At 58.9% G+C, this 26,892-nt stretch carries 22 protein-coding genes, 4 tRNA genes and 1 pseudogene; 21 read left to right on the forward strand and 6 right to left on the reverse strand.

The genetic code is table 11. The features are described from left to right. The first annotated feature begins 19 nt into the window (after positions 1-19). From dhaK to AC0CW1_RS12135, 18 genes are all read left to right on the forward strand, one after another. Positions 20-1,018 carry a dihydroxyacetone kinase subunit DhaK gene (dhaK, locus tag AC0CW1_RS12050; RefSeq protein WP_488183287.1) on the forward strand — a complete coding sequence of 333 codons (999 nt, stop codon included), beginning with the start codon at positions 20-22 and terminating at the stop codon, positions 1,016-1,018. Between the two features lie 139 nt (positions 1,019-1,157). Further along, complete coding sequence (gene dhaL / locus AC0CW1_RS12055; protein WP_488183288.1) at positions 1,158-1,787, forward strand: dihydroxyacetone kinase subunit DhaL; 630 nt, start codon at positions 1,158-1,160, stop codon at positions 1,785-1,787. 12 nt (positions 1,788-1,799) lie between these two features. After that, on the forward strand, positions 1,800-2,195 hold the full coding sequence (gene dhaM / locus AC0CW1_RS12060) for a dihydroxyacetone kinase phosphoryl donor subunit DhaM (RefSeq protein WP_488183289.1): 396 nt from the start codon (positions 1,800-1,802) through the stop codon (positions 2,193-2,195). A gap of 58 nt (positions 2,196-2,253) precedes the next feature. Next, positions 2,254-2,529: an HPr family phosphocarrier protein gene (locus tag AC0CW1_RS12065; RefSeq protein WP_488183290.1), complete on the forward strand. Its 276-nt coding sequence runs from the start codon at positions 2,254-2,256 to the stop codon at positions 2,527-2,529. A gap of 9 nt (positions 2,530-2,538) precedes the next feature. Beyond that, a complete protein-coding gene (ptsP, locus tag AC0CW1_RS12070; protein ID WP_488183291.1) occupies positions 2,539-4,341 on the forward strand; it encodes a phosphoenolpyruvate--protein phosphotransferase in 1,803 nt (600 codons plus the stop codon). Positions 4,342-4,819: 478 nt separating this feature from the next. Then, a complete protein-coding gene (locus AC0CW1_RS12075; protein WP_488183292.1) occupies positions 4,820-5,314 on the forward strand; it encodes a PadR family transcriptional regulator in 495 nt (164 codons plus the stop codon). After that, positions 5,311-6,171, forward strand: coding sequence for an ATP-binding protein (locus AC0CW1_RS12080; protein ID WP_488183293.1), 861 nt, complete (start codon positions 5,311-5,313; stop codon positions 6,169-6,171). The genes AC0CW1_RS12075 and AC0CW1_RS12080 overlap by 4 nt, the downstream gene beginning before the upstream one ends. Next, positions 6,168-7,058 (forward strand): ATP-binding protein, encoded by an 891-nt coding sequence (locus tag AC0CW1_RS12085; RefSeq protein WP_488183294.1) that lies wholly within the window; start codon positions 6,168-6,170, stop codon positions 7,056-7,058. The genes AC0CW1_RS12080 and AC0CW1_RS12085 overlap by 4 nt, the downstream gene beginning before the upstream one ends. A 206-nt stretch (positions 7,059-7,264) precedes the next feature. After that, positions 7,265-7,666, forward strand: coding sequence for a DUF5320 domain-containing protein (locus AC0CW1_RS12090; protein ID WP_488183295.1), 402 nt, complete (start codon positions 7,265-7,267; stop codon positions 7,664-7,666). A gap of 206 nt (positions 7,667-7,872) precedes the next feature. Further along, entirely contained in the window at positions 7,873-8,229 is a 357-nt protein-coding gene (locus tag AC0CW1_RS12095) for a NifB/NifX family molybdenum-iron cluster-binding protein (protein WP_488183296.1), read from the forward strand. A gap of 126 nt (positions 8,230-8,355) precedes the next feature. Further along, positions 8,356-8,727, forward strand: a complete 372-nt coding sequence (locus AC0CW1_RS12100; RefSeq protein ID WP_488183297.1) for a NifB/NifX family molybdenum-iron cluster-binding protein — start codon at positions 8,356-8,358, stop codon at positions 8,725-8,727. A gap of 266 nt (positions 8,728-8,993) precedes the next feature. Then, positions 8,994-10,922 (forward strand): PepSY domain-containing protein, encoded by a 1,929-nt coding sequence (locus AC0CW1_RS12105; protein ID WP_488183298.1) that lies wholly within the window; start codon positions 8,994-8,996, stop codon positions 10,920-10,922. A 28-nt stretch (positions 10,923-10,950) separates the two neighbouring features. Next, on the forward strand, positions 10,951-12,969 hold the full coding sequence (locus tag AC0CW1_RS12110) for a hypothetical protein (protein ID WP_488183299.1): 2,019 nt from the start codon (positions 10,951-10,953) through the stop codon (positions 12,967-12,969). A 255-nt stretch (positions 12,970-13,224) separates the two neighbouring features. Further along, positions 13,225-13,301 (forward strand) — tRNA-Arg (locus AC0CW1_RS12115). Between the two features lie 135 nt (positions 13,302-13,436). Beyond that, positions 13,437-13,513: transfer RNA gene (locus AC0CW1_RS12120), tRNA-Arg, on the forward strand. A 27-nt stretch (positions 13,514-13,540) separates the two neighbouring features. Further along, positions 13,541-13,617, forward strand: a tRNA-Arg gene (locus tag AC0CW1_RS12125). A gap of 115 nt (positions 13,618-13,732) precedes the next feature. After that, the gene (locus AC0CW1_RS12130) at positions 13,733-14,191 is read left to right on the forward strand and encodes a nucleoside deaminase (protein ID WP_488183300.1); all 459 of its coding nucleotides are present in this window, start codon (positions 13,733-13,735) and stop codon (positions 14,189-14,191) included. Positions 14,192-14,249: 58 nt separating this feature from the next. Next, a tRNA-Ser gene (locus AC0CW1_RS12135) sits at positions 14,250-14,341 on the forward strand. A 382-nt stretch (positions 14,342-14,723) separates the two neighbouring features. Here the strand turns inward: AC0CW1_RS12135 and AC0CW1_RS12140 are convergent. Genes AC0CW1_RS12140 through AC0CW1_RS12150 form a run of 3 tightly spaced genes read right to left on the reverse strand, consistent with a single transcriptional unit; the run spans position 14,724 to position 19,725 of the window. After that, complete coding sequence (locus tag AC0CW1_RS12140) at positions 14,724-17,840, reverse strand: efflux RND transporter permease subunit (protein WP_488183301.1); 3,117 nt, start codon at positions 17,838-17,840, stop codon at positions 14,724-14,726. A gap of 2 nt (positions 17,841-17,842) precedes the next feature. Further along, positions 17,843-19,174, reverse strand: a complete 1,332-nt coding sequence (locus AC0CW1_RS12145; RefSeq protein WP_488183302.1) for an efflux RND transporter periplasmic adaptor subunit — start codon at positions 19,172-19,174, stop codon at positions 17,843-17,845. Next, positions 19,168-19,725, reverse strand: coding sequence for a PadR family transcriptional regulator (locus AC0CW1_RS12150; protein ID WP_488183303.1), 558 nt, complete (start codon positions 19,723-19,725; stop codon positions 19,168-19,170). The genes AC0CW1_RS12145 and AC0CW1_RS12150 overlap by 7 nt, the downstream gene beginning before the upstream one ends. A gap of 292 nt (positions 19,726-20,017) precedes the next feature. Between AC0CW1_RS12150 and AC0CW1_RS12155 the strand changes: the two genes are divergently transcribed. Then, positions 20,018-20,401 carry a CoA-binding protein gene (locus AC0CW1_RS12155; protein ID WP_488183304.1) on the forward strand — a complete coding sequence of 128 codons (384 nt, stop codon included), beginning with the start codon at positions 20,018-20,020 and terminating at the stop codon, positions 20,399-20,401. Between the two features lie 278 nt (positions 20,402-20,679). Here AC0CW1_RS12155 and AC0CW1_RS12160 read toward each other — a convergent pair. The 3 genes and pseudogenes from AC0CW1_RS12160 to AC0CW1_RS12170 form a co-directional block, all read right to left on the reverse strand. Then, positions 20,680-22,326: pseudogene (locus AC0CW1_RS12160) on the reverse strand (FAD-dependent oxidoreductase); the annotation flags it as partial. A gap of 34 nt (positions 22,327-22,360) precedes the next feature. Further along, complete coding sequence (locus tag AC0CW1_RS12165) at positions 22,361-22,651, reverse strand: ArsR/SmtB family transcription factor (protein WP_488183305.1); 291 nt, start codon at positions 22,649-22,651, stop codon at positions 22,361-22,363. A gap of 262 nt (positions 22,652-22,913) precedes the next feature. Next, the gene (locus tag AC0CW1_RS12170; protein ID WP_488183306.1) at positions 22,914-23,627 is read right to left on the reverse strand and encodes a CBO0543 family protein; all 714 of its coding nucleotides are present in this window, start codon (positions 23,625-23,627) and stop codon (positions 22,914-22,916) included. Positions 23,628-23,976: 349 nt separating this feature from the next. Between AC0CW1_RS12170 and AC0CW1_RS12175 the strand changes: the two genes are divergently transcribed. Both AC0CW1_RS12175 and AC0CW1_RS12180 read left to right on the forward strand, forming a co-directional pair. Continuing rightward, on the forward strand, positions 23,977-25,173 hold the full coding sequence (locus AC0CW1_RS12175) for a metallophosphoesterase (RefSeq protein WP_488183307.1): 1,197 nt from the start codon (positions 23,977-23,979) through the stop codon (positions 25,171-25,173). A gap of 502 nt (positions 25,174-25,675) precedes the next feature. Continuing rightward, positions 25,676-26,857, forward strand: a complete 1,182-nt coding sequence (locus tag AC0CW1_RS12180; RefSeq protein ID WP_488183308.1) for a glycosyltransferase — start codon at positions 25,676-25,678, stop codon at positions 26,855-26,857. The last annotated feature ends 35 nt before the right edge of the window (positions 26,858-26,892 follow it).

Genomic DNA, 26,892 nt, shown 5'->3' on the forward strand with positions numbered 1-26,892 from the left:
TTTACGGAGGCGGATGACAGTGAAGAAGGTCATCAACAAGGCGGAACAAGTCGTGGAAGAAATGCTGCAAGGCGTCGTCCTCGCCCATCCCCAGTATGTCAAGCGGGTGGAAGGCTTCGACGTCATCGTTCGCGCCAACGCGCCGGTGGCCGGTAAGGTCGCCCTGGTCAGCGGTGGCGGCAGCGGTCATGAACCATCCCATGGCGGCTTCGTCGGTCGGGGCATGCTTGACGGGGCTGTGGCCGGCGCCGTTTTCACCTCGCCCACGCCGGACCAGGTCTATGAAGCCGTCAAAGCCGTCGACAGCGGCAAAGGCGTCCTGCTGGTGATCAAAAACTACACCGGCGACGTCATGAACTTCGATATGGCCGCCGAGATGGCCGAGGCTGACAACATCCAGGTCGCCAAGGTCGTCGTCGACGACGACGTGGCCGTGGAAAACAGCACCTGGACCACGGGCCGCCGCGGCATCGCCGGCACCGTCTTTGTCCATAAGATCGCCGGCGCCAAGGCCGAAACGGGCGCCAGCCTCGAAGAAGTGAAAGCCGTCGCCGAAAAGGTCATCGCCAACGTGCGCTCCATGGGCATGGCCCTGTCTCCCTGCACCGTGCCGGCTGCGGGCAAGCCGAGCTTCACCCTGGCGGAAAACGAAGTGGAGATCGGCATGGGCATCCATGGCGAACCGGGCACCCACCGCGAAGCCATCCGCAGCGCCGACGAAACGACGGCCCACCTGCTTGACAAGATCCTTGCCGACATCGCCTTCGCTGCCGGTGACGAAGTGGCTGTCCTGGTCAACGGCCTCGGCGCCACTCCCTTGATGGAGCTTTACGTGGTCAACCGCAAGGTGGCCGAAATCCTGAGCGCCAAGGGCATCAAGACGGCCAAGACCTATGTGGGCAACTACATGACTTCTCTCGAAATGGCCGGCTTCTCCATCACCCTGCTGAAACTCGACGCTGAACTGAAGGAACTGCTGCTGGCCCCCGCCGATACCCCGGCCTTCGTTCAGTTCTAACCGTTTCGCGTTCACGCAACCGGCATGAACCTTTCCCGGCAGTTGGCGCAAGCTGCATGTATGCCCGCTTGCGCCAGCCCCTCTTTTCCCTTCCTACTCAGCCGGCGATAACGCCGGCGATACACGGAGGTGACCCTCATTGAGCAACCCAGCGATTGCGGCCATCGAGGCGGTGGCCGCCGCCATCGTCGAAAATAAAGAGTTTCTGACCTCCCTCGACGCCGCCATCGGCGACGCCGACCATGGCATCAACATGGCTCGCGGCCTTGAAGCGGTGCGGGCGAAGGTGGCGACCACGCCCGGCGCCGATATTGGCGCGCTGCTCAAGATGATCGGCATGACCCTCATTTCCACCGTCGGCGGCGCCTCCGGCCCCCTCTACGGCACCGCTTTCATGCGGGCGGCCGCGCCCGCCCAGGGGAAGGCGGAACTGGACGGCGAGACAATCAAGCAGATGCTGGCCGCCGCCATTCAGGGGATCAAGGACCGGGGCAAAGCCACCCGGGGCGAAAAGACCATGCTCGACGCGCTGGAGCCGGCCTTTGAGGCCTTTGTCCAGGGCCTTGAGGCGCAAAAGCCGCTGGTCGAATGCCTGGAAGCAGCCACCGAGGCGGCCCGGCAGGGCGTCGAGTACACGAAGACGATCATCGCCACCAAAGGGCGCGCCAGCTACCTCGGCGAGCGCAGCCTGGGCCACCAGGATCCGGGGGCCACGTCCTCGACGATCATGCTGGCGGCCATCACCGATTTTTGCCGCAAGGCGCAATAAAGGAGGCAAGCCATGGTCGGCATCGTCATTGTCTCCCATAGCGCCAAAGTGGCCGAGGGCATCTGCGATCTGGCACGGCAAATGGCCGCAGCCGATCAAAAAATCATCGCCGCCGGCGGCATGGCCGACGGCTCCATCGGCACCGACGCCGTCAAAGTGAGTGAAGCCATTCAGGCCGCCTGGAGCGACGACGGCGTGCTCGTCCTCGTCGACTTAGGCAGCGCCGTTCTCAGCGCCGACATGGCCTTAGAACTTCTCGACGATTCCTTCCGGGCGCGGGTCCGCGTCGCTGACGCGCCGGTCTTGGAAGGCGCCATCGGCGCCGTCGTCGAGGCGTCTGTCGGCAGCCCTTTGGAGCAGGTGATGGCCACAGCCGAAGGCGCCCGGGAGATGCGCAAAATTCTCTAGACTCGCTTTTGGAAGCTGCATTGTCGAGAATCAGCACGATCTACGTAAGCCCGAGGGGGTGTTTCCGTTGACAGAGATTCAACTGGTCCTGACGAATCCTACGGGCCTGCATGCGCGTCCGGCTTCCCAGTTTGTCCAGACGGCCGCCCGTTTCAAAAGCAAAGTCCGGATCATCGCCGGCAGCAAGACAGCCGATGCAAAGAGCATTTTGAATGTCATGACCCTGGGACTGAAAAACGGCGCCGCCTTTACGGTGTCCGCCGACGGAGAAGACGAAGCCGAATGCCTGGCCGCGCTCAAAGCGCTGGTTGAGAGCCAATTCGGCGAAGGGTAGGGAGCGGCGGTGACGACCTTGATTGGCAGAGGTGTGGTGGCCGGTGTCGCCCTGGGGCGGATCAAGCGTCCAACCCAGGACCTGACGGCTTGGCTGGACCGCTACGTTCCCGGTTCCATGGATGAAGAAGCGACCCGGCTACAACGGGCGCTCTCCGGCGCGAAGAGCCAGTTGGAGGCGATCCGGTCCGGCGCGGCCGTCGACAACACCCTGGCCGCCATCATGGAAGCCCATTTGATGATGCTCGACGACCCGGGCCTCATTGATAGCATGAACGAAAAAATTCGGGAGGGTCTCAGCGCCCCCCGCGCTGTTTTGGAAGCCTGTGAAGTTTACGCCGCCATGTTTGCGGCCCTTGACGACCCCTACCTGCGGGAGCGGGCGGCGGACATCCGGGACATCGGACGGCGGGTAGCCGGATTATTGCTGGGGGTCGATGGCGAGGGAGCGGAGGCGCAGGGCGGTGTTGGTGCTGCTCGCGAACAGGATGCTGCCGACGCGCAGGCGATTGTCGACGCGCAGGCGGTTGCTGACGCGCAGAATGATGCGGCTGGCGCTTTAGGCGTCATCCTCTGCGCCCCTGACATCGAGCCCTCCGTTGTGGCCGCCTACCCGCCGGGCCGACTCCAAGCCCTGCTCCTGGGCCAAGGGAGCACCACGTCCCATGCCGTCATCATCGCCAAAGCCCGGGGGATCGTCACCGTCGTCGGTCTCGGCGATGCCCTGGAGCAGATCGCAGACGGCGTCGAGGCGATCGTCGACGGCGCCTCCGGCGAGGTGCGCCTGTCGCCCGATAAGGATGAGCGCCAGGCCGCCCTGATGCGGATCGAAGCGCAGGCGGCGCAGCGGCGGCAGGATCTGGCCGAGGCGTCTCTGCCCGCCATCACCCGAGACGGGGTGACGGTGCAGTTGGCGGCCAATATCGGCGCACCGGGCGAAGTCGAGAATGCCCGCGCCCTGGGGGCCGAAGGGGTCGGTCTCTTCCGCAGCGAGTTTTTGTTTATGGGACGGGACACCTTTCCGAGCGAAGAGGAGCAGTTTGCCGCCTATCGCCAGGCGGCGGAAGGCTGCGGCGGCCACATCTGCGTCATCCGCACCCTTGACATCGGCGGCGACAAGCCCTTGCCCCACCTGGCCATCGCCAAGGAGGACAACCCCTTCCTGGGGTGGCGGGCCATCCGCATCAGCCTGGAACGGACCGATCTGTTCCGCACCCAGCTAAAAGCCATCCTCCGGGCCGGCTGCTACGGCAAGGTGGCCATCATGCTCCCCATGGTGATCAGCGCCAGCGAGATCCGCCAGGCCCGCGCCATTTTGGCCGAGGCGGCGGAGGAACTGGCGCGGGAGGGGCGGCCCTTCGCCGCCGATGTCCCCGTCGGCATCATGGTGGAGACGCCGGCGGCAGCGGCCACCGCGCCTCTGTTGGCGCCGGAGTGCGACTTTTTCAGCATCGGCACGAACGACCTCGTCCAGTACACCCTGGCGGTGGACCGGGGCAATCCCAAGGTGGCGCCCCTTTACAGCCACTTTCATCCCGCCGTCCTCCGGCTCATCGACGCCACCATCCAGGCGGCGCACCAGAAGGGGATCTGGGTGGGCATGTGCGGCGAGATGGCTGGCGATCCCGTAGCGGCGCCCCTGCTCGTCGGCATGGGCATCGACGAGTTGAGCATGAGCGCCCCGTCGATCCCCCGGGTCAAGGCAGTCATCCGCAGCCTTTCGGCCGGGGAGGCCCGAGCGATGCGGGACGCGGCGCTGGCCTTGGATGACGCGGCGGCTGTCCGGGCGTATCTGGAAAATAAGCTGCGCTAGACGATGCCGCTCAGCGGACGCAACCCGTAGACGCCATTAGTCCCTAGACGGAACGACGAAAAACAAGGACCGTTACCTTCTGGAGAAACACCGGAGGCTGACGGTCCTTGTTTTTTTGCTACGATCCGTGACTTCCTTCATATAAGAGGGCGCGTAAAGGGTCAGGGCTGCGACGTAGGGAGAGCTAGGCGAAAAGGAGATGAACGCGCAGGATACAAAATCATCCATCGGTGGAATTGACTTTTTAAATCAGTAGTGATATTATGTCACTAGATACAGGGAAACACTACTTGTGTAGGGAAACGAGTGTCGGAGGCGATTCAGGTGTCTGAACGTTGAGGCCCATTGCAACAAACGACCATAGCCCGTCGAGCCGGGTCTAAGGGAGATCGCCCGCCGGATCCGAGAAGCCTGCGGGGAGTCGGCATAAAAGCACAGTGGATTGACAGTGTATTCGTAGAAGAAAAGGGGGTATCCCATGATGGTTGAAGGTGGTCAAGGCCAGGGTTTTGGCCCAGGTCCCGGTCGTGGACGCGGTCGCTGCGGCTGCGGCGGGATGGGCGGGGGCGGAGGGGCAGGCGGCTTTGGCGGCGGGCGCTCCGATTCGCTCGCTTTCCCCAGCGTGCTGCTCAGCCTGCGGCAGAGCCCGTCACACGGCTATGAACTGATGGAAAAACTGGAGCAGTTACCCTTTGTCGCGGCCTTGCCCGACCCGGCCGTCATCTACCGCTACCTGCGGCGTTTGGAAGAGGAAGGCATGGTCGAATCCCGTTTGGAACCTGGCCAAGGGGGACCGGCGCGCAAGGTCTACTCCCTGACGGCGGAAGGCGAAAGCTTCCTTCAAGCCTGGGTGATCCGCATTCGCAAGCAAAAAAAGGATCTGGAGGCGTTTCTTCAGTCGGCCGATAGCGCCGCCGGCGACGATGCGGCCCAGGGGTCTTGCCGTGGCGAATCGGCCGGTGAGAGCCCATGAAACCAACCATTGCTATCGCTTCGGGAAAAGGCGGGACCGGGAAAACGACCGTCGCCTTGAACCTGGCCGCTGTCTCGGAAGAACCGATCCTATTGGCCGACTGTGACGTTGAAGAGCCCAACTGTCATCTCTTCATTCATCCCGAAAACAAAGAGGTCCATCCCTTTGGCGTGCTCATGCCGGAGTTCAATCTGGAAAAATGCGTCGGCTGCGGCCGCTGCCGCGATGTCTGCCGCTTTCAGGCGTTGATCATGGTCAAAGGCAAACCGATGCTCTTTGCGGAAAACTGCCACGCCTGCGGCGGTTGCCGGCGCCATTGCCCGGCCCGGGCCATCACCGAGGTGGAGCGGCCCGCTGGGACGATCCATCAGGGCGACGAGGGTAGGATTCGTCTCGTCTACGGCCTCCTGGATATCGGCGAGGCCAAGAGCCCGCCCCTCATCCGCCAGGTGCGCCGCCGCTTGGCCGAAGAGACGAAGGCCGCTGAGCGCACGGTGCTCATCGACGCGCCGCCCGGCACGTCCTGCCCCGTCGTCAGCGCCATCGACGGCGTCGACTACCTCGTCCTCGTCACAGAGGCGACGCCCTTCGGGCTCCATGACCTGCAACTGGCCGTGCAAATGGCCCGCACCATGGGCCTGCCCTTTGGCGTGATCATCAACCGCGCCGACCTCGGCGACAGCCGTGTTCGCGACTACTGCCAGGGAGAAGCGATTCCGGTGCTGGCTGAGCTGCCTTTTGACCGGCAAGTGGCCCAGGTCTACGCCGACGGGAAACTGCCCGCGCGGGAACTGCCGGCGATGGGCGAGACCTTTCAGCGTCTCTGGCAACGGCTGCGGGAGGAGGTGAGCCGATGAAGCAGATCGCCGTACTGTCCGGCAAAGGTGGCACCGGCAAAACGTCTCTCGTCGCCGCCTTCGCCGCTTTGGCGGGAAAGTCTGTCTTCGCCGACTGTGACGTCGACGCCGCCGACCTGCACCTGCTCCTCCAGCCGGAGATCGAGGCGAAAGAGCCCTTTGAAAGCGGAAGGACGCTCACCTGGAACAAGGACGCCTGCATCTTCTGCGGCCGTTGCCTCCGTGTCTGCCGCTTTGACGCCCTCCGCTTCGACCGGTCCGGGCCGACGATCGCCATCTCGCCCTTTGCCTGTGAAGGCTGCGGCTGTTGTGTCGATATCTGCCCCGGCGAATCCTTCACCTTGACGCCGAAACAGGCGGGCGAACTCTATGTGTCCGCCACCCGCTTCGGTCCCTTCGTCCACGCCCAACTGGGTGTCGCCGAGGAGGCCAGCGGCCAACTGGTCACCAAGGTCCGCAAACGCGCCCAAGCGATCGCCGAAGAGCAGGGGATGGCCTTTGTCCTCATCGATGGCTGTCCCGGCACGGGCTGCCCGGTCATCGCCTCGATCACCGGAACCGACCTCGTCGTCCTGGTGACCGAACCGACCGTATCGGGCCTCCATGACCTGCGTCGCGTCGTCGAGGTGGTCCGCCACTTCCGCCGTCCCTGCGGCGTCGTGATCAACAAGGCGGACTTAAACCAGGCCATGACCGCCCGCATCAAAGCCTTTTGCCAGGATGAGGCGCTCCCCTTTTTCGGCGAGATTCCCTTTGACGCTCAGGTGGTGGCCGCCCAGTTGGACGGACGCGCCATCGTCGAGCAGGCGCCTTCGCCGGCCGGAGACGCCATCCGAGGGATCTGGGAGACCGTCGCCCAAGCGGTGGCGAAGACTTGTAGCAGTTAGCAGGTTTCGCATGACGCGGACAGCCCAGCGGTATCACTCGTCGTCGACAAAGCGAACTGCCAGGACAATCCCTGCGGGATACCCAAGCATCTGCGTGAACAGGGGAACGCTTGCCCTCGTAGTGATTCGATACAGCTACAGACTGAGGGCATATAGATAAACGGAGCGTGAGCATCCCCGCAAATACAATAAGGAGGTCATTCAACATGCCTGGTATGGATGGAAGAGGTCCTTTCGGAAAGGGTGCCATGTCCGGACAGGGACGCGGTCGTTGCATTCTGCCTCTCGATGAAGCGCCCGCCTTGAATAACGCCGGTGTTGGTCGGGGCGGCGGCCAAGGCGTAGGTTCATTTGCGGGGCGAGGCGGCGGCCAAGGCAGTGGCCAAGGCACGGATCAAGGCAGGGGCCAAGGCGGCGGGCTTCGCCGGATGCTGCGCAACTGCGCGGACGCCGTTTGCCGCTTCGGCGGTCTGGGAAGAGGCCGGGGAAACGGAGGCCAAGGCCAGGGTCAGGGGCGCCGGGGCGGCCTATTTCAGGGCAGCGGTTCCCAGGGCGGTGGACCCCAAGGCAACGGACGCCGTGGTAACGGAAAAAACGCCGGTTTCTAAGGAGGAATCGACCATTGGAGCTTAAAGCGGCTGGCAGTCACCCTGGCCGACGGCGGCGACATCATCGTGCAGGAGAAAGGCGACTCTGCCTAAGAACAGCAAAGTTGCCCAAGTGAGCGCCCGGAGTCTCGCCCCGAAGAAAACGCTCCAGATGGGTCGTAAGCAAATACCTAAAAACCATATCTAAGGGGGTGATTGCGCTGAAAGTGCTGATCACGAGCACCGGTCCTTCCCTGGACGACGCCGCAGACGAACGCTTCGGCCGCGCGCGCTGGCTGCTGCTGGTCGATACGGCCACGAAAATGGTGCTGGAAGCCCTGGACAATCACGCACAGGTGAACGCCATGCAGGGGTCTGGGATAAAAGTGGCCGAGATTGCCGGTGAAAAAGGGGCTGAATGGGTGCTGTCCGGGTATGTGGGCCCGAAAGCCTTTACCGCCCTGCAAGCTATGGACATCCACATCGGCCAAGGCGTCAAGGGCACCGTCCGTCAGGTGGTGGAAGCCTTCCTGCGCGGCGAATTCGCAGCGGCCAACGCGCCGAATGCCGAAAGCCACTGGTAGAAAAGGACGAAAAAACGAGCGCCCTTGCATGCGAATGCCCATGAACCGAAATACCACCGCAAAAGGAAATCGCGACAATCGGAGACCGCAAAACGGGAATTAAATCATCAGAAAGGGATGCTGCATATGTCTAACGTGCGTCTGGCCATTCCCTCCGTCCGCCCCGGCGGGCTCACCGCCGACTGTTCCGGCCACTTCGGCCGCTGCGACTGCTTTACCATCGTTGAAATCAACGACGGCAAGCTGGTCAAAGACACCATCATCGACAACCCGCCCCATTACGAAGGCGGCTGCCTGCGGCCGGTGAACCTGCTGTCCGACCACCAGGTGAACGCCCTGGTCGTGCAGGGCATCGGCGCGCGACCGCTCTCCGGCTTCCGCCACGCCGGCATCGAGGTCTACCAGGCCAATGAACCGACGGTGCAGAAAGTCGTCGACGCCTTTTGCGCCGGGAAAATCCCGCCCATCGACGACCGGCAGGTCTGCCAGCATCACTAGGATGGCTGTCTAAACACGAGAATAACGGCGTCACCCTATGGTCCGGCGAAAGATTCCAGGTGAACCCCGCAAGCTTTTTTGGAAAGCTGCGGGGTTTTTCTATGAGAAAATTGAGCGTTGCTTTCTGCACCCAAGTATCCGAAAATATTTACATGAAGAGGAAACCCATGGCAGGCCCTGTGCGTCTGATGTAGAGACGACAGCGATCTGTCGAGTGATTCAATGCATGACGCCGAAGGAGCAAAAACCGAGAAGGGGGTTCTCTCTTGAAACACCGAGAAAACGGCGATGCCAAAAAGGGGACGTTCCGGCCCGCCCAGGCGGCCGTGGCCAGTGTCCTGTTGACAGGCCTGCTGGCCGGCGCATTTCCTTCAGCCGCCCTGGCGGCGGGAACCGATACAGCGCAAACAAAAGAGGTGACCACCGTCGCGACAGAAGCGGCAATCAAGGCCTCTTCGGAAGCGCTCCATCAAGGTCTGGTTCTCGAACCGGTCCCTGAAGCGCAACCGATCGAAACCGCCTCGCCGCAAGTGGAAGCCCGCATCCAGCAAACGATCGACCTGTTCCGGTCCTTGTACCCCGAGTTCCAGTCCTTGAATCTACATACGAAGTCGCCAGGGAAACACGTCCAGATGAAGGACGGGAAGCGGATTGAGCGAGACGAGTGGACCCTTTTCTTTGACGAACGGAAACCGCAGGAGAAGAAGACCGAGACGGAAGAGCGGGTATACAATCAGATCCATCTGAATTTTGACGAAACTGGCGCCCTGCAATCGTACAGTTGGCAAAACCCGAACTGGGCGGGGACCCCCATGCCGGACAAAGGGATGGCCGAGAAAAAGGCGACGGAATTCATGGAAAAACTGCTCGGTGACGAATTCGCCCAGTACAGATCGGCGAACGCCAACAGCACCGGGACACGGGAGACGACCAGTCAGGACGGAAAACAAGTCGTTTGGGTGAATCGCACCGTCCAGTTTGACCGGTTGATCAACGGCGTTCCGCTGATGGGCGGCGACAATTGGACCGTGGACGTCGACGGAGATGGCCGGATCATCGGGTTGCACCACTGGAACAACGAAGCGCCTGATGCCGCCTTGTTCCCGGATCCAGCCAAGGCCATCACCCCGGAAGCGGCGAAAAAAGCCATTTCTGAACGCCTGCAAATGGTCCTCTCCTACCATCCACAAGAATACCTGAACCAGAGCCCAGAGGAGGCGCCCTCCAGGGTGCTGCCTGGACGAAAGCCGATGGTCCTGACCTACCGTCCAGAGGGATACGCAGGCTATATTGACGCGCTGACGGGGAAACGGCCGCCGGAGTATGAAGCGGCCATGCACATGTTCCAGCCTGCGGAGAAAGTCCTGCGCATCACCGGTCGGGGGAAGGCGCTCTATGCGAAGAGTCCCGAGGAGGGCCGGAAGGTCATCGAAAAGGAACTCGGTGTCGATATGACCGGCATGTCCTTTTTCGAGCGCCCCGATGAGAAGGACGCGCCGATTCCTTCAGTCAAACGATACATGTGGGATGACCAGGAGCGCATGAACAGCCTGATGGCAAAAATCCGGCCAGACAAGGTCCACATCCGTCACGCCGCCTTGGAAACAGAATCCGATACGGGGCGGGTGTGCGGCTTTACGGTCGGCAGCTACTTTTTCGATGAGGACCAGCGCTCGAAGGTGGTGAAGGAGAACAGCAACATCTCCGCCGACGAGGCGCAGAAGAAGGCCGTCAGCTTCCTTCAGCAGTTCCTGCCGGCGCGAACCGTTGAGATGAGCCTCATTGAACCGGGCAACCTCAAGCCCCAGTACCCGGACTGGGTCGATCTCTCCAAGCTCCCTAAAGACTACCAAGAAAGCCCCACCTACGACTATATTTTTATTCCGTTACAGAACGGCGTTCCTCTGGATGGGAACCAATGTCAAGTTTCCATCGACAAAGCGACGGGCAAGGTGTGGTCTTTCTCCTATCATCCGATTGATTTTGACAAACTGCCGGCAAAGAGCGGCCTGATCTCTCCGGAACGGGCCAAAGAGATTTTCCTGAAAAACATGAATATCAAGCAGGTTTACTTCTGGCCTGAGTATTTCGATCAACGGGCGCCCAAGCCTGAGCTTGTCTACATCCTCGAAATGAGAAAAGAGGGTGTCATCGACGCCAAAACCGGAGAAATCATCCCCTTCATCAAAGACTAAAAAGGTTAAGGAGGAGAGCCCTTTTCCGATGCGCTTTCGATGTGAGACGGATGCAAGCAAGTCATCCTGCCGACCCTTACAGGCGCTCCGGGCCCGGCTGATGTTCCAGGCCTGGCCGATGTTCCGCCCCTGGCAGGCGGTGGTGACGGGTATCGCCCTGACTGGCATGCTGGCGGGGACCTTTCCTGCGTACGCCCAAGCCGAAACGGGAAGCCCCGCAGATGTAGAGGCGGCGACGGCGACGGTCTCCGTTGATATCGGTATGGGGATACCCGTGAACGGAGCGCCTTCCGAAGCGGCGCCGCCGGCAGAAACGGTAACGCCGGAAAGCCCATTGCCGGAAAGACCGTCGCCCGAAGTGGAAGCCCGCATTCAACGGGTCGTCGACCTGCTTCGCGCCGAGTCCCCCGAGTTTCGCTCGCTGCACCTGCAGATGAAAACCGCCGGAAAGAGCATCAACATGCGAAACGGTCAGCGATCCGTGCGGGTCACCTGGAACCTGACCTTCGACGAGCGAAAGCCTGGCGACGCAACGCCTGATGATCAGGTATCTAACCGGGTGCACATGCAGTTCGATGAGCAGGGGTTCTTGGAAAACTACACTTGGCTGAACATGGACTGGGCAGGAGAGAAGGCTCCCGATGAGCAAACCGCATTGACCAAGGCGACCGCGTTCATGCAAGAACTCCTCGGCGCAGACGTTGCCCAATACGCGCCGGGCATCGTCAACGGCGAAGGGCGCGGCAGCACAATCAAAGACGGAAAGACCATCACCTGGGAAGACCGCAGCGTCCAGTTTGACCGGCAGTTCAACGGCATCCCCCTGCTGAGCGGCGCCGATATGTGGACCGTAAGGGTGGACGGCGGCGGCCGGATTACCGGACTCAACCGCTGGGCGGACGAGGACCGGCCCGACCCGGCGCTATTTCCCGATCCGTCCCAGGCGCTACCCCTAGAACAGGCAAAAAAAGCCCTGGAAGCGCAGTTGCAAATGAAGCTCATCTACATGCCGCAGGAATACCTGAACCCTTCGCCGGACGGCGTCATGCCTTTTCCCGGGCGGTTGCCGCTGCGATTGGTGTACAGCCCGGAAGGGTACCCGGACCACATGGACGCCATCACCGGAAAACTGCCCAAGGAGTTTGCCGCGGCCAGATCCCGTAACGCGGCTGAGACGATCTTGCGCGTTACCGGAGAAGGCAAAGCGCTTTACGTCAAAAATGCCGAAGAAGGGCGGAAGCTGATCGAGAGAGAACTGGGCGTCGATATGACCGGCATGAACTTCTCAGCGCCATCGGAGCAGGAAGCGAAAACGACGCCCCATATCCAATTTTGGACATGGGACGACCATGAGCGCATGGGCAGCCCCCTCTCCTTCCTCCATCCTGAAGCCGTTCGTCCCCGTACCGCTGTCTTGGAAACCGAATCAGACACAGGGCGTGTGTGCGGCTTTTCCTTCGCCCGCGCAGACGTCATCGTTCCCAGAAGTCCGGGAAAGCCGGATGGTGGGAACACCACCGATAGCATGAACGGAACCGATAGCGGGAATAGCCAGGGGGTTTCCGTTGAGGAAGCAAAACAAAAGGCCGTTGCCTTGTTGAAAAAGTTTCTGCCAAAGCGAACGGTAGAGATGAAAGTAATTGAGCATCAACGAGTGAAGCCCGAGTACCCTGACTGGGTCGACCTCTCCAGGCTCCCCGATTACGTTCAAGAAAGCCCCCATTACACATTTGCCTTTGTACCGTTGCATCAGGGAGTCCCCGTCGAGGGATTCAACTGGAACGTATCCATCGAAAAAGCGACCGGCAAGGTATCTTCTTTGAACCTCCGGCCGATAGACTTTGACAAGCTGCCGGCGAAACAGGGTGTCGTCTCTCCCGAAAGGGCAAAGGCTGCCTTCATCCAGTCCGTGAACATGAAGCTCCGGTACACCTGGCCGCAATACTTTGACCAGCGGGCGCCGCGACCGTCCCTCATCTATGTCCAGGAGTATCACCATGCGGGCGTCGTCGACGCCAAAACGGGGACGGTCATACACCGTCCGTAACGAATAGGGCAGCCGTTTCCCTGTGAAAAGTGAACTGCACAGGGAGACGGTTGCTGTTTCTTTTTTAGCGTAGTTGGCAAGAATGAGAAGGGACCTCATTTAATAGCTGGGCCATTTAAGGAGGTGGGCAGGGGCAAGAATAACCAAGTGGCAAGCAGGGGCGGGAACAAAGCAAGAAAAAAGGGGAGACTGGTTTCGTTTCCCTATTGCCAAAGTGGGCAAAGAGGTCTATAATAGCGTTTGTCCCTCAGAGATGCGCCCGTAGCTCAGCTGGATAGAGTAATTGACTACGAATCAAGAGGTCGGAGGTTCGAATCCTCCCGGGCGCGCCATTTTGTACATCAACCCTGCGAATAGGCAGGGTTTTTGATTTTTTAGAAACAGAAATTACCATCCCTTGTGCCTTGACGCATCACCTGCCTTTTGTTATACTATCTCTTGCGGCGTGAGACAGCGCCGGTAAATATGCGCCCGTAGCTCAGCTGGATAGAGTAATTGACTACGAATCAAGAGGTCGGAGGTTCGAATCCTCCCGGGCGCGCCATTCCTTTTTTATTTTTCGGCGGAAAATGCCTCCGTAGCTCAGTGGATAGAGCGAGGGCGTCCTAAGCCCTGTCGTCGGGAGTTCGATTCTCTCCGGGGGCACCAGGAATGCACCGTCCTTTTCCCCGAACGGTGTGGAAAAGGCGTTTTATTCGTGAGCGATGAAGCGATCGCTCATCCAAGCGAGCGATGCAATCGACCGAAGAGCAGGGAACCGCAAGTGACAGTTGATGACGACAAGTTCATGGGGTTGGCCCTGGATGAAGGCCGGCAGGCCTTTGCCAAGGGCGAGGTGCCGATCGGCTGTGTCATTGTCAAAGATGGCGAGGTCATCGGGCGGGGACACAACCTCCGCGAGACGGACAAGAACCCCGTTGCCCATGCCGAAGTCCTGGCCATCCAGGATGCGGCCAACCGCACCGGCGGCTGGCGGCTGGCGGGAACAACCTTGTATGTGACCGTCGAACCTTGTCCCATGTGCGCTGGCGCCATCGTGCTGGCCCGGATCCCCCGCGTTGTCTTCGCCGTCATGGACCCGAAAGGCGGAGCGGCTGGAACCTGCTTCAACATCCTCGAAAGCCCCTGGACGAACCACCGCGTTTCGGTTCACTCGGGAGTGCGCGAGGAAGAGGCCAGAGCACTGATGCAGTCCTTTTTTCAGCGGCTGCGCAGGAAGTAGTAACGTAAACTTACAGCAAAGATGGAAGCTGCTGATATTACGAAAACCGCATAAACACGGAGAGGTGGCTGAGTTGGTCGAAGGCGCCCGACTCGAAATCGGGTAGGCGTTAACAGCGTCTCGTGGGTTCGAATCCCACCCTCTCCGCCATACATAAACCTGTTAAATCAACGTTTGAACGCATTCAGACGTTGATTTTTTTCGTTTTAAAATCCGGAGACTGAGAGTTTGCGACTAGTACGTTTTGAGGAAATCAAAGCAAGTCGTCGTATCGGTCATAATTGATTAGAGGGAAAGGCAGAATTCATCATCAGCTGTGACCGTAGGCATATGTTGTCATTGGGTCTTTTAAATAACATTCCGCTCGGGAGCCCTGAGGGTTTTTTCTCTTGGGTGATTAAAAAACATCCTTTGTAATGAAAAGTCTGCTGTCAGACCATAGTGGTAACCAAGTTAAAGACCATGAAGTTAAGACGAGACCCTACTTCGCCGTAAAATGTGAAGTAGGGTCTCATCTTTTAGGTAAAAGATTTTACAAAGTGATTTTGCCCATCCGCCCCTTCACCCTCGCCAACACCGTGTAAAAACAGGGCACGATCACCAAGGTCAGCATCGTCGAGAAGAACAACCCCGAGATGATCGTCACCGCCATAGGCTGGAAGAGTACGTCGCCCGAGATGGCCAGGGGCAGCAGGCCGGCGATGGCGGTGCCGGAGGTGAGCAGGATGGGCCGCAACCGCGCTTCGCCGGCGGAGATGACGGCGTCGATCAGTTCCTGGCCGCCGTGGCGGGCTTCTTCGATGAACTCGACGAGGATGATGCCGTTTCGCACAACGATGCCGGCCAGGCAGATGACGCCCATCATGGTCATGAAGCCGAGAGGCGTCCGTGTGATGAACAGGCCGATCAAGCTGCCGGCGAAGGCGAGGAAGATGGTGCTCAGGACGAGGAAGGGGATCGAGAGGGAATAGAACTGCATGGCGATCAGGATGACGATGAGGAAGACGACGACGATGGACAGCTTGCCCATATCGACGAAGACCTCCGTCTGGTCGGACGTCTCGCCGCCGATCTCGTAGCGGTAGCCGTCGGTCAGTTTCATGGCGTCGAGCTTCGGCTTCAGCTCCTTGATCGCTTCCGTTGCCGTCCGGTCTTTCAGGTCCGAAGAGACGGTCACGACACGGGAGAGGTTGCGGTGGGAGATCGAGGAGATGGAGAAGCCGGGCTGCACATCAGCCAATTGATAGAGGGGGATCTGTTCGCCCCTTGCGTTGGGGACGGTCAGGCGGTGGATGGCCGTCAGGGGATCGACGCCCTGGGCCTCGCTGTATAAGGTGATGTCGATCAGGTCGCGTCCCGTGTCATACTTGCTGACCGACAGGCCTTCGCTGACGAGGCGGATGGTGCGGGAGAGGTCGGCTTCGTTCACCTGGAGGGCGTCGAGCATGTCTTTGCGCACCTGAATGTTGAGGGAGTACTTGTCGACACCGAAGGAATCTTGGATATCAAAAGTCCCCGGCATATCCTTGATGAGGTCCTGCACCTGCTGAGAGAGTCCGCGCAGTTTCTCCACGTCGCTGCCGTAGAGACGGACGACGATCGGGCTGCCCACCGGCGGGCCGCCTTGCAGTTCTTTCGGGATGATCGTCGCCTGAGGGAAACGTTCGGCCAGCGCCTTTTCCCACAGCGCGACGGCTTTTTCCGTGGGCAGTTGCTCCTTATCGACCTTCACGACGATCTGGCCGATGTTGTCGGCCGTGCCTAAGCCGGTGTCGCCGCCGAACATCTTGGGGGCGAAGGTCCCTGCATAGCCGGCTGTCATCGTCACCCCCGGCTGTTCGTCGATCCAGCGGCAGATCTCATTGATGGTGCGCGCCGTTTCCTTGATGCCGGTGCCGACGGGGGTGCGCACGTTGACGAGCATTTCGGCGCGATCGGCCGTGGGGAACAGTTGGATCGGTGTGAAAGGGATGAGGGCGTAGCCGATGAGGGCGATGCCGACGCCGATCAGACCGGTGCGCAGCGGGTTGCGCAGCATCTTTGGCATCAGCGTCCCGGCGTAATAGGCCGTCAGCCGCTGGATCTGGGGGCCGAGCAGGCCGGCCGGTTTGCGATAGAAGTCTTCGGCTGACGCGCTCTCGGCAGCGCCGCTGTTTTGCCCATTACCCACCCCCTTGCCCTGCCGGCGCGTCTCCCGCCATTCCCGGAAGATGGGGATGACCGAGAGGGACATGATCATGGAAGCCACCATGGCGAGGGTGATGATGATGGGGATCGGTCGGATGAAGGAACCGACGTTGCCGTCGAGCAGGGCCAGCGGCGCGAAGGCGCAGATGGTGGCCAGCGTGGCCGTCAGGATGGAGATAGACACCTCTTTGCTTCCCCGGACGGCCGCTTCTGTCGGGCTTTCGCCGAGGACGGTGAGGCGGCGCTCGATATTGTCGTTGACGACGACGGCGTCGTCGACGAGGATGCCGAGGACGATGATCAAGGCGATGACGGAGATCTGGTTGAGGGTGACGCCGAAGCTGCTCAGGGGGATGAGGCCGACGGCCAGGGAGATGGGCAGGGCCATCATCACCACAAAGGACGTGGTCAGGTTGAGGCCGAGGGTGCAGACGAGCACGACGGCGGCGACGGCGATCAGCGTTTCCCGGGTGAGGTCAGAAAAGAGCTCGTCGATCCGCTCGTTTTGTTCATAGACGAGGTCCAGCTTCGCCCAGTTGGGCAGGCTCGTCTTCAGGTAGTCGAGGGTCTTGTCGATGTTTTTTTGCACCGAGGGGATGTCGCTGCCCGTCTCGGGGCTGACGCTGATGCTGATGGCCGGGCGGCCGTTGTGGTAGGCGTAGACCTCGACGGGCTTCGTCGTCAGTTCCACCGTACCGATGTCTTTCAGGTAAATAGGCGTTCCGTCGGCGGTCCGGGCGATCAGGGAGCGGCTGAATTCGCCCACGTCCTTGACCTCGCGCAAGGCGAGTTCGTAGGTGCGCTGGTCACCCTGGATATCGCCGAGGGGGGCCTTTTCGTTCAACTGCTTGACGGCGTTTAGCACCTGTCCCCAGGCGAGGCCGAAGTTGCGCAGTTTTTGGCTGTCCACGGTCACCCGCACTTCCTCGTCGGGCAATCCGGTGACGGTCACGTTAGAGACGTGGGGGATCGTCCGCAACTGGTCTTTCCAGTTTTGAATCATGTCGCGCAGGGAATAGAGGTCTTCGTGCCGGTCGGCGGAGATGTTGAAGGTCATGATGAAGGTGCGGTTGAGGTCATCGTTGATGATCGGCTGTTTGCAGTCGTCGGGGAGGTCTTTTTCGGCGTCTTTGACCTTTTTCCGCAACTCCTCCCAGCGGCCCTCGGGCTCGATGTCATCGTTGCATTCGACGATGATCGAAGAGACACCCAGGCTGGAGGTGGAGGTGATCGATTTCAGTCCATGGATCTCCTTGATCTTCTCCTCGATCTTGCGGGTGACTGCCTGCTCCACCTTGGAGGGCATCGCGCCGGGGTAGACCGTCGTGACGGAAGCGGTGCGGACGACGATGTCCGGCTGTTCCTGCTTGGGCAGGCCGAAAAAGCTGAAAAGCCCGAGCAGGGTGATCATGACGAAAAAGAGCAGGGTGATTTTGCGTTTTTTGACGATGTATTCGATCATGGTCACTGGCCTCCGCTTGTGGAGGAGGAGCCTGGGCTTATGGAGGCGTCGCTTTGCGCTGCTGGAGAGGCGCCATGTTGAGTTGCGGAGGCGGTAGCAGGACCTGGCGCCGGGGCAGCGAGCGGGGCGACGGCGTCGCCGTCGAAGAGTCGCTCGACGCTGCTGGTGATGATCGGATCGCCCGGCTGGATGCCCGACTTGATCTCCAGGTAGTTGTTGATCAGATCGCCGATGTCAACGAACCGCTTGACGGCGCGGCCCTCTTGCATCACGAAAACATAGGGTTTGTCCTGGCCGCGGCGGACGACCGATTGGACCGGCGCCCAGAGGCCTTCTTTCACCTTGCTGACATGGTGGACGCGGACGACCTGGCCGGCCAGCCAGTCATGGTTCGGGTTGTCGATCCAGATCTCCACGCCGACGGTCCCCGTGTTCTGGCTGGCGGCGGGGTAGATGTACTTGACTTTGCCTTCTCGCTTTTGGCCGTAAAGCTCGACGGTGACGGTCCCATCCTTCTGCCAGTCGCGGATCTCCCGGTCAGGCACGGGGATGACGACTTTCAATGTATCGATGGCGGCGATCTTGTAGATGGCCGTTCCGGCGCCGACGAGTTGACCGGCGTTGGTCAGTTTGGCGATGACCGTCCCGGAGAAGGGCGCTTTCAGCCGCGTCTTGTCCAGGGTCAGGGCCGCTTTTTTCTGCCGCGACAGGGACTGTTCATAGACCGCCTGAGTCTGGTCGCGCACCTCTTCGCGCGCGCCGTGGAGGACGTTCTGGTAGACCTGTTCGGCGTATGTAAAATCGTTCTCGGCGACGGTCAACTGGGTCTGGGCGCTCTCAAAATCCTTCTTCGACAGGGCGCCGCTCTCATAGAGCACCTTGTAGCGTTCATAGTCGGCCTTCGACCGGTCCAGGTTCGCCTTAGCTTTTTCCATGGTGGCCTGGGCCTGTTTGATCTCATAGGAGGTGGCGCCGTTTTCGACCTGGCGCAAGCTGGCGCCCGACTGGGCCGCCGCCGCTGCGGCTGCGTCCAGTTCCAGGGCGTAGTCGGAGGGATCAATCTGGGCCAGGACGCTGCCAGCGAGGATGTTGTCGCCTTCTTTGACGAGCGTCGCTGCGATGCGGCCGCCCACCTCAAAAGATAAAGTGGCTTCCTCGAGGCCTTGCAAGGTTCCTGAAAATTCGCTGTTCAGTTGCTGGCTGCTCGTGGCGGCTGTGATGACCTCGACGCTGCGGATCGTGCTTTCCGGCGTGTCGCTTTTCCCGCATCCGGTGAGCATGAGCGCGACGGATGCCAACAGAGCGGCTGTTCGGAGCATAGGACGATTTACCATGATGTCTCCCTTTCTGCATCAGAGTGTGCTTTATTGTCGTCTGTGGCTTGCAGTTCAGAAAGGATGTTCTCCAGTTCGGCGACACCGGCTTGTTGCAGAGCCAATCCGATTCGCAGTGCATAAGATTCACCTGTGCAAACACAAGGTTCTTGTTCTAGGTTTTTCAGTTTTGTCAGATCTTCTCTAAATTGTGCCAACTCTTGGGTGAGCCACAGAGTGACTTGTTCTTTTGACGCCTGTTTGCCGAAGATCAGGCGCATCATGAAGTCGTATTTGATGGTTTTCGGTTCGAGCGGGCTCTGTATGTAGGCATGGAAGGCTTCTTTTCCTTTTTCGGTGAGGTGGTAGACATTCTTGTTCGGCTTTCCATCCTGGACGATGATCTCCTTCTCGATATACCCTTCCTTCTCCATCCGGGTTAATGTGGGATAAATGGTGCCGAAGGAGGCGACAAACATGTCGGGCAGGTATTTTTCAAAATATTGTTTGATGTCATAGCCGGACATAGGCGATTCGTGGAGAACACCAAGGATCACGTCTTGACCTTTCAAGGTCCAATACTCCCTTCCTGGCAGAGATGCTCCCGAGAATTCGGATATTCTCAATGTTAATATTCACATTGTTAATATAGACCCGGGGGGGTTCGTCGTCAAGGGGGTGGCTGCCTACAACCTGAAAATGGCGGTATGCGTATGCGCGCGATCGCCTTGTTGCCGATTTGTCGTCACCGTTGTGAAATCTGGCAAGCAAAAAAGGGGGTGAAGGGAGTAAAAGATTTTTAAATGAAGATATTATTTCTGTTATGATTAAGAAGCAGTACCCAGCGAAAAGGAGGCGTGCCCGATGGAAGACCTGATAACGTCCATGCTGGAGCAGAAAGTCTGGGTGGTGGCCGGCTCATTCCGGAACGAAGAAAAATGGGCCTACAAGATTTACCGCAAGCTGAAGCAGAAGGGATACACCGTTTACGCCCTCAACAAAGCGGTCAAAGAGGTGGACGGCGATCCGACCTACCCGGAACTGAAAGACCTGCCCGAGACGCCGCAGGTGATCAACCTGGTGACGCCTCCGGAGGTGAGCCGGAAGCTGGTCGATGAGAGCAAAGCCCTTGGCATCGCCTATGTCTGGTTTCAACCGGGGGCCGATAGCCCGGAGGCCGTTGAGGCGGCGGAAAAAGCCGGCTTGAAGGTGCTCCATAATGCCTGTGTCTACGCGCTGCACAACTAAAACTGCGAAAGCACGAAATCTTCGTGAAAGACGAAAATTGAAAACAAGAGCAACTCCGGTGATGAAGGGTACTTCCTCCGACGGAGTGGGAAAAGTCATCGGCCGCAGCATGGTCGTTGACTCCTTTGTTGAAAAGCCCGGAAGGTGCTTTCTCTTTGCGGAAAGTCCTTCCGGGCTTCTTATCCTTGATCCTATTTACCTTGAGTGGTGGATTTTGCGACAGCGCTGCAGCACCTGCCACCGCCTTGTAACGAATTCGGCAGTTCACCTCCCGCCTGATAACGAGCCAACGCATAGGACAGATAGCCCCCAGACAGGTTCCTCGCCCGATAACCCCGTTGCTTCAATATCCGCTCCGCCAGGTATCCCCGGAAGCCCACTTTGCAGTAAATCCAGTATTCCTTGCTGGGGTCCAGTTCGCCCAGGCGAGGCCGCAGTTCGTCGAGAGGGATATGAATCGCGCCGTCGATGTGGCCGGTTTCGAACTCCAGGTCGGTGCGCACGTCGAGCAGCACGGCCTTCTCCCGGTCCATACCATCAATATCGCTGCTGGCGAAGAGGTCTGCCCGGCCGGCCAGCACGTTCTCGGCGAGGTAGCCCGCCATGTTGACAGGGTCTTTGGCCGACGAGTAGGGCGGCGCATAGGCGAGTTCCAGTTCCTTCAGGTCGTCGATGGTCCCGCCCATGCGGATGACCGTGGCGATGACATCGATGCGCTTGTCGACGCCGTCATAGCCGAAGGCCTGGGCGCCGAGCACCTTTCCCTGTTCATTGAAGATCACCTTCAGGGCGATCGGCGACGCGCCAGGGTAGTAAGAGGCGTGGGAGTTGGGATGGACGTGGACGACGCGGTAATCGACGCCGAGCCGGCGGAGGGTGCCCTCGTTGTTTCCCGTCACCGCGCCGGTCAAGCCGAAGATCTTGATGATCGACGTGCCCTGGGAGCCGCGGAAGCGGCTGTCGATGCCGCAGATGTTGTCGGCAGCGATGCGGCCTTGTTTGTTGGCGGGACCGGCCAGGGGGATGGCCGTCTCGCTGCCGTTGACGAAATCGACGACTTGGATGGCGTCGCCGACGGCATAGACGTTTTCCAGATGGGTCTGCATGCGCTCATTGACAATGATATGGCCGCGGGGGCCGAAGCGCAGTCCCGAGTCTTTCAGAAAATCGACATCGGGCTTGACGCCGATGGCGAGGATGACCATACCGGCGCATAGGCGGGCGCCGCTTTTCAGGGTGACTTCGATGCCGCTTCGGTCTGGGAACTCGGCAAAGCGCTCGACCCCGTCACCGACGATCACCCGCACGCCGTGATCGGCCAATTCCTTCTCGGCGAGGGTGACCATGTCGATGTCAAAGGGCGGCAGGATATGGGGCGCCGCCTCGACCAGCGTGACAGCGATCCCCCGATCCACCAGGTTTTCCGCCATCTCGACGCCGATAAAGCCGCCGCCGATGACAACGGCCGCCTTCACCGCTTGTTGATCGACGACAGCTTTGATCCGGTCGGCGTCGGGGATGTTCCGCACCGTGAAGATCTTGTCGCTCTGCACGCCGGCGATGGGCGGTACGAAGGGCTTCGCCCCCGGCGAGAGGACGAGCGTATCATAGGTCTCTTCATAGACGCCCCGGTCGGCGCTCTTGACGGTCACTTTTTTCTGCTCACTGTCGATGGACACGACCTCGTTGTGCAACCGTGCGTCAATATTGAACCGGTCGAGCATCATCTGCGGCGTTTGCAGGATCAACTGGGAACGTTCGACGATGGTCTCGCCGATATAATAGGGCAGGCCGCAGTTGGCAAAGGAAATGTAGCCGTCTCGTTCCAAGAGGATGATCTCCGCCTGCTCGTCAAGCCGGCGCAAACGGGCCGCTGTGGACGCCCCGCCGGCGACACCGCCAACGATGACGACTTTTCTGCTCATGCATACCGCTCCTTCGTCATGATTTTTGTTTGCTTTATTCAGTCTCTGTGACAAAGAGACAGGACAGCAACGCGCGGATCGGGTCACTGGCGATGCGGTAGTTCACTTCCTGGCCCTTTCGGTCTGCCTCTACGACACCAGCGGCGCGCAGCTTTTGCAGGTGCATGGAGATGGTCGACTGGGGTAAGTCCAAGCAGTGTTGCATATGGGACACGTTGCAATCGCCTTTCTGCATCAAACCGCGCAGGAGGCAGAGGCGGACTGGGTGGGCCAGCGCTTTGAGCAGTTCAGCTCGTTTGGCATACTGCCGGAAATCGTTTTGCATGGGGACCTCCCATGGGTGAAAAAATCAAAGAATCTAAAAGCTGATGCTTGGAAACGGCGAGATTTTCATACGTCTACATATCCGAATATTTGTATATTGTGATAACTTGATTTTATGCCTTGCGAGCACATCCGTCAATGGATGTGGACATGGTTACAAAAGTTAAAAAAGGACAGAAAGGGCTCCTTCAAGCCCCTTCGTCCTTGCGGTGGCAATGCGGCATTGCTTCTCTCAGCAGGTCATTTTGAGAAGCCGTGATGGCTCATGCTTTATCCCGGCCTTCGTTGTGATCATAATCTCCATCCACCAGCCTTCTCGACGGAACCAAAGCCGGGCTGAGCAGGGGCGAGGAGTTTTTAATACCCTCTGCTTTGAACTGGTATTGGATGATCAACTGGATGAGATAGCGGGATAAAACGCTCGCCACAAGGCCCATTAAAAAGTAGATGTAGAGCGGAAAATTGTAGTGGCGTTTGATATTAATAAACACCATGAACGGAAAGATCACTCCGTTCAAGAGCAACCCAGCCAGGCTGGATCCGAATAGGAAGGATTTCCACGTCTTTGTGTACTGATAGGCCAGCATATAGAGAATGGGGACGACGGTGTAGTCGATGGGGAAGGGGCCAGGGCTGAGTGGCAAAAGGCGTGTATAGTATATCCATAAGCCCAGACTGGTGCCCACATTGTCCATCAATGCGTTGGTAACGGCCATAAAGGAGCCAAAGAGCAGGATCTCCATGATCCGTTGTTTGTCCAGCAGTTTCCACCAGGTGAAGTAGAAGACGGTGAGCAAACCGATGATAAAGAACCAGCCAGCGGAAAAGATTTCGGCTTGCAGGTAGTGTTGCAGCGAGAGTTTGTTAAAAGTCAGCCTAGCTTCGAGAAGCATCGCATCTGTGACCATACGCAACAGTCCTTCATCTACAATATTGGCGATAGCTTTCCCTGACGATCGCATATCATGCAGTTTCAAGGGCTAGTGCAACCGTCTCTGCGTAGGCGGCTGTTGGCTTATCAATCGATTCACCTCGCTAGATTTTTGGAGCGTTCTGTATGATGCCCGTTCCGTCCAGGGGCTGAACCCAAATCTTGCTTACGCCCTTTTCAGATATAGTCGTGTAGGCGATTTGTCGACCGGAAGGGGACCAACGGATATTCCTGTTCAAGTGGGCTAAGCTGCGATCCGGTCCTGTCCCGTCTTCCAATCACTCTCCCTGGCGCCTTCTCGTGGCTGCCGCTCTGGGGCAAAGCTTGCGCGTCAGGCGGCGCCGTGGTAGGGTGTTATGTGAACATAACCGCCGCAGCGCGATGGGGGGACATTGATGAGGTTCCTTGCAGCATTAGTCTTCATCTTATTGTTGTATGGATTGATCCACTACTGGATCGGTCTTCGGGGATGGCAGGCCTTCGGTCATTGGGTGCCTGCGGGACAGGCATGGTACTACTGGGGGGTCTTCCTCTTTCTGGCAGTCGCCTATCCACTGGGACGGATGACAGAGGGGAGACTGCCTGCGCTGCTCACCGAAGCGATGATCCGACTTGGGGCGTACTGGCTGGGAGCGCTGATCTATATCGTCCTCTTGCTTGCAGCGATCGAACTGGTGCTCGGCTTGAACCGCCTCCTGCCCTTTTTGCCTCAGGGTTGGCTGACCGATCCCCAGATGGCAGCTCGGGTCGGCGTTGTCGCTGTCGGCTTGATCACGGCGATCGTCGCTTACGGCGTCTGGAACGCCCGCGATCCGCAGGTGGCGCGCTACGAGGTGACCATCGCCAAGGACGCCGGCGACATCAAGGAGATGAAGGTGGCCGTCGTCTCCGACCTGCACCTGGGCCTGCTCGTCAACAACGGGCGGCTTGCTCGGATGGTGGAACTGGTGCAGGCGATGGAACCGGACCTGGTGCTCATGCCAGGCGATGTGATCGATGAGGATCCCGGCGCTTTTGCCGAACAGGAGATGCAAAAGACCTTCAGCCGGTTGAAGCCGCCGCTGGGGATCTACGCCGTGCCCGGCAACCATGAGTACATCGGCGGCCAGTGGGACGAGATTTTCGCGCGTCTCGAAGAGGCAGGGGTGCATGTGCTCCGCGACGAGACGGTCCGGATCGCCGACGCCATCACCCTCGTCGGCCGCGACGACCTCTCGCGAGCGCGGTTTGTGGGTGAACCGCGCAAGGACCTGGGCGATCTGATGGACGGCGTCAACCGCGCCCAACCGGTGTTGCTCATGGACCACCAGCCTTTTCGTTTAGAAGAGGCCGAGGCCCAAGGTGTCGATGTGCAGGTCTCGGGCCACACCCACCGTGGCCAATTGTTCCCCGGCAGCCTGATCACTGGCCGACTCTATGAGAACGACGGGGGCCTTTCGACGAGGGGGGCGATGAGCGCCGTCGTATCATCCGGCTTCGGTACCTGGGGACCGCCCCTGCGTGTGGGTAGCCGCGCCGAGGTGGTGGAACTGACCATTCGCTTCACAGGCCCTGGAAAAGGGGCTCTTCCTCTGTCGGCAGATGGACCGTGAAGACCGAGCCCGAGCCAGGAACACTATCGCCGATGCGAGAAAAGGCGCTTCACTGCAGCGAAGCGCCATGTTTGTTTAATTTTTTTTCAAAAAAGGAATAACCAAAAATGCGTCGAATACGTTAAACTATATATAGCCGAGCTCTGATCAGGGGGAAACTCTTGACCGGGGTTTAGGAAAAATGTGGAAAAAAAGGAGGTGTACTTTTAATGGAAATGTACAGCCCGACTTTTAACGTCGCCCACATCCTGGCCTTTTTCTTCCTGTTCCTCCACATTCCTTTCTACTTTGTGTTGAAAGACTAGTTTTCCAATGCACTAATCCTCTTTGGCCGTTCGGCAAAGCCATAATCAAGGCAAGAAATGACATAAGTATCGACAAATCAGGGGGGCGACTCCCTGATTTGTTTTTTGGGTATATTCCTATTCAAAGGAGGAAAGGGAGGCGGATAGGTATAAAAGTAAAGAGTTAATGGCGCAGCCAAACTCTGAAGGGAGAAGTTATGGAGATTACGAACGTCATTGTATTGGCTATGTATCCTTATCCGTGGCATGAGAAAACGATCAGTGACACCATGCGGTCCATGACGAGGGCCTTCAGCGGTAAAAGAGTGATTTTTATCAATCCCAGTGTCGGCTTTCAGCGGGCTGTTCGTGAAAATCAGCCCCTTCATCTGGATTGGTCCTGTTGTGACGATGGCGGGATAACCGTCTGCACCCCGCCGCTGGAGAAGGTTCCATCCTCTTTCGGTCTCGGCAAGATGAAGCGTTCATGGATCCTTAAACGGTTGACCGCCTTGATTACGAGACTCTTGGGAGAGGGATGGCGACAAGAGACCCTCTTATACCTGTCATCGGGCGGCATCCGGCAATCTTATGAAACAATGGTCGCCCTGGCGCCGAAGTGGATGGCCTTTGACATATTGGATGACAACCTCGGTTTTCCCGGCATTGCTGCCGATGAAAAGGCGATGCTGGAAAGCTGTTTTCGAGCGCTCTTGGAGAAAGCGACTGTGGTCACTGCCGTCTCACCTTATCTGGTGGAGAAGTATTCGACGAATGCTCGAAAGGAGATCAGGCTGCTTCCCAACGGCCTTGATGTCGACCGATTTGCCTATCGGAGCGAGTATGCAACGCCAATCGCAGCGTTGCAGGGGTTGGAAAGGCCCATCATCGGCTTCGTCGGCGCTTTGACCAGTTGGATTGATTTTAAACTCATCTTGAAGATCGCCGACAGCCTGAGTTCCGGCGCTGTAGCGCTCGTCGGACCTGTTTTTCAGGAGGCGCTGTCAGCAGACACCTTGGCCCGGTTGCAGCAGCATCCCCGGATCCGGTTCATCGATTCTATCCCTTATGAGAGGGTGCCGCACTTTTTATATCAATTTGATATTTTGTTGTTGCCGAGGAATTATGAACCGCACTCCCTGGCGTCCGATCCCTTGAAGCTTTACGAGTATATGGCTACGGGGAAACCGGTTCTTTCGACGGCATTGCCGAGCGCCTTGCGCTTTAAGGATATCATTTTCGTAGGAGAGACCCATGAGGACATCCTTCAACTCCTGAAGCGGCTCCCCAGTGATTGGAGCCAGGAGAAATCTGCCGAGGAAGTAGAACAAGTGAAAGGGATGGCTTGGGACCAACGGGCCAAGCAGTTGATCCATTGGAGTGAGGAAAAAAGCCTTTAAGGAGTTGTCCGTGGGTTGGCATACGGTTCCTGTCT

The organism is Heliomicrobium sulfidophilum (genome assembly GCF_057715735.1).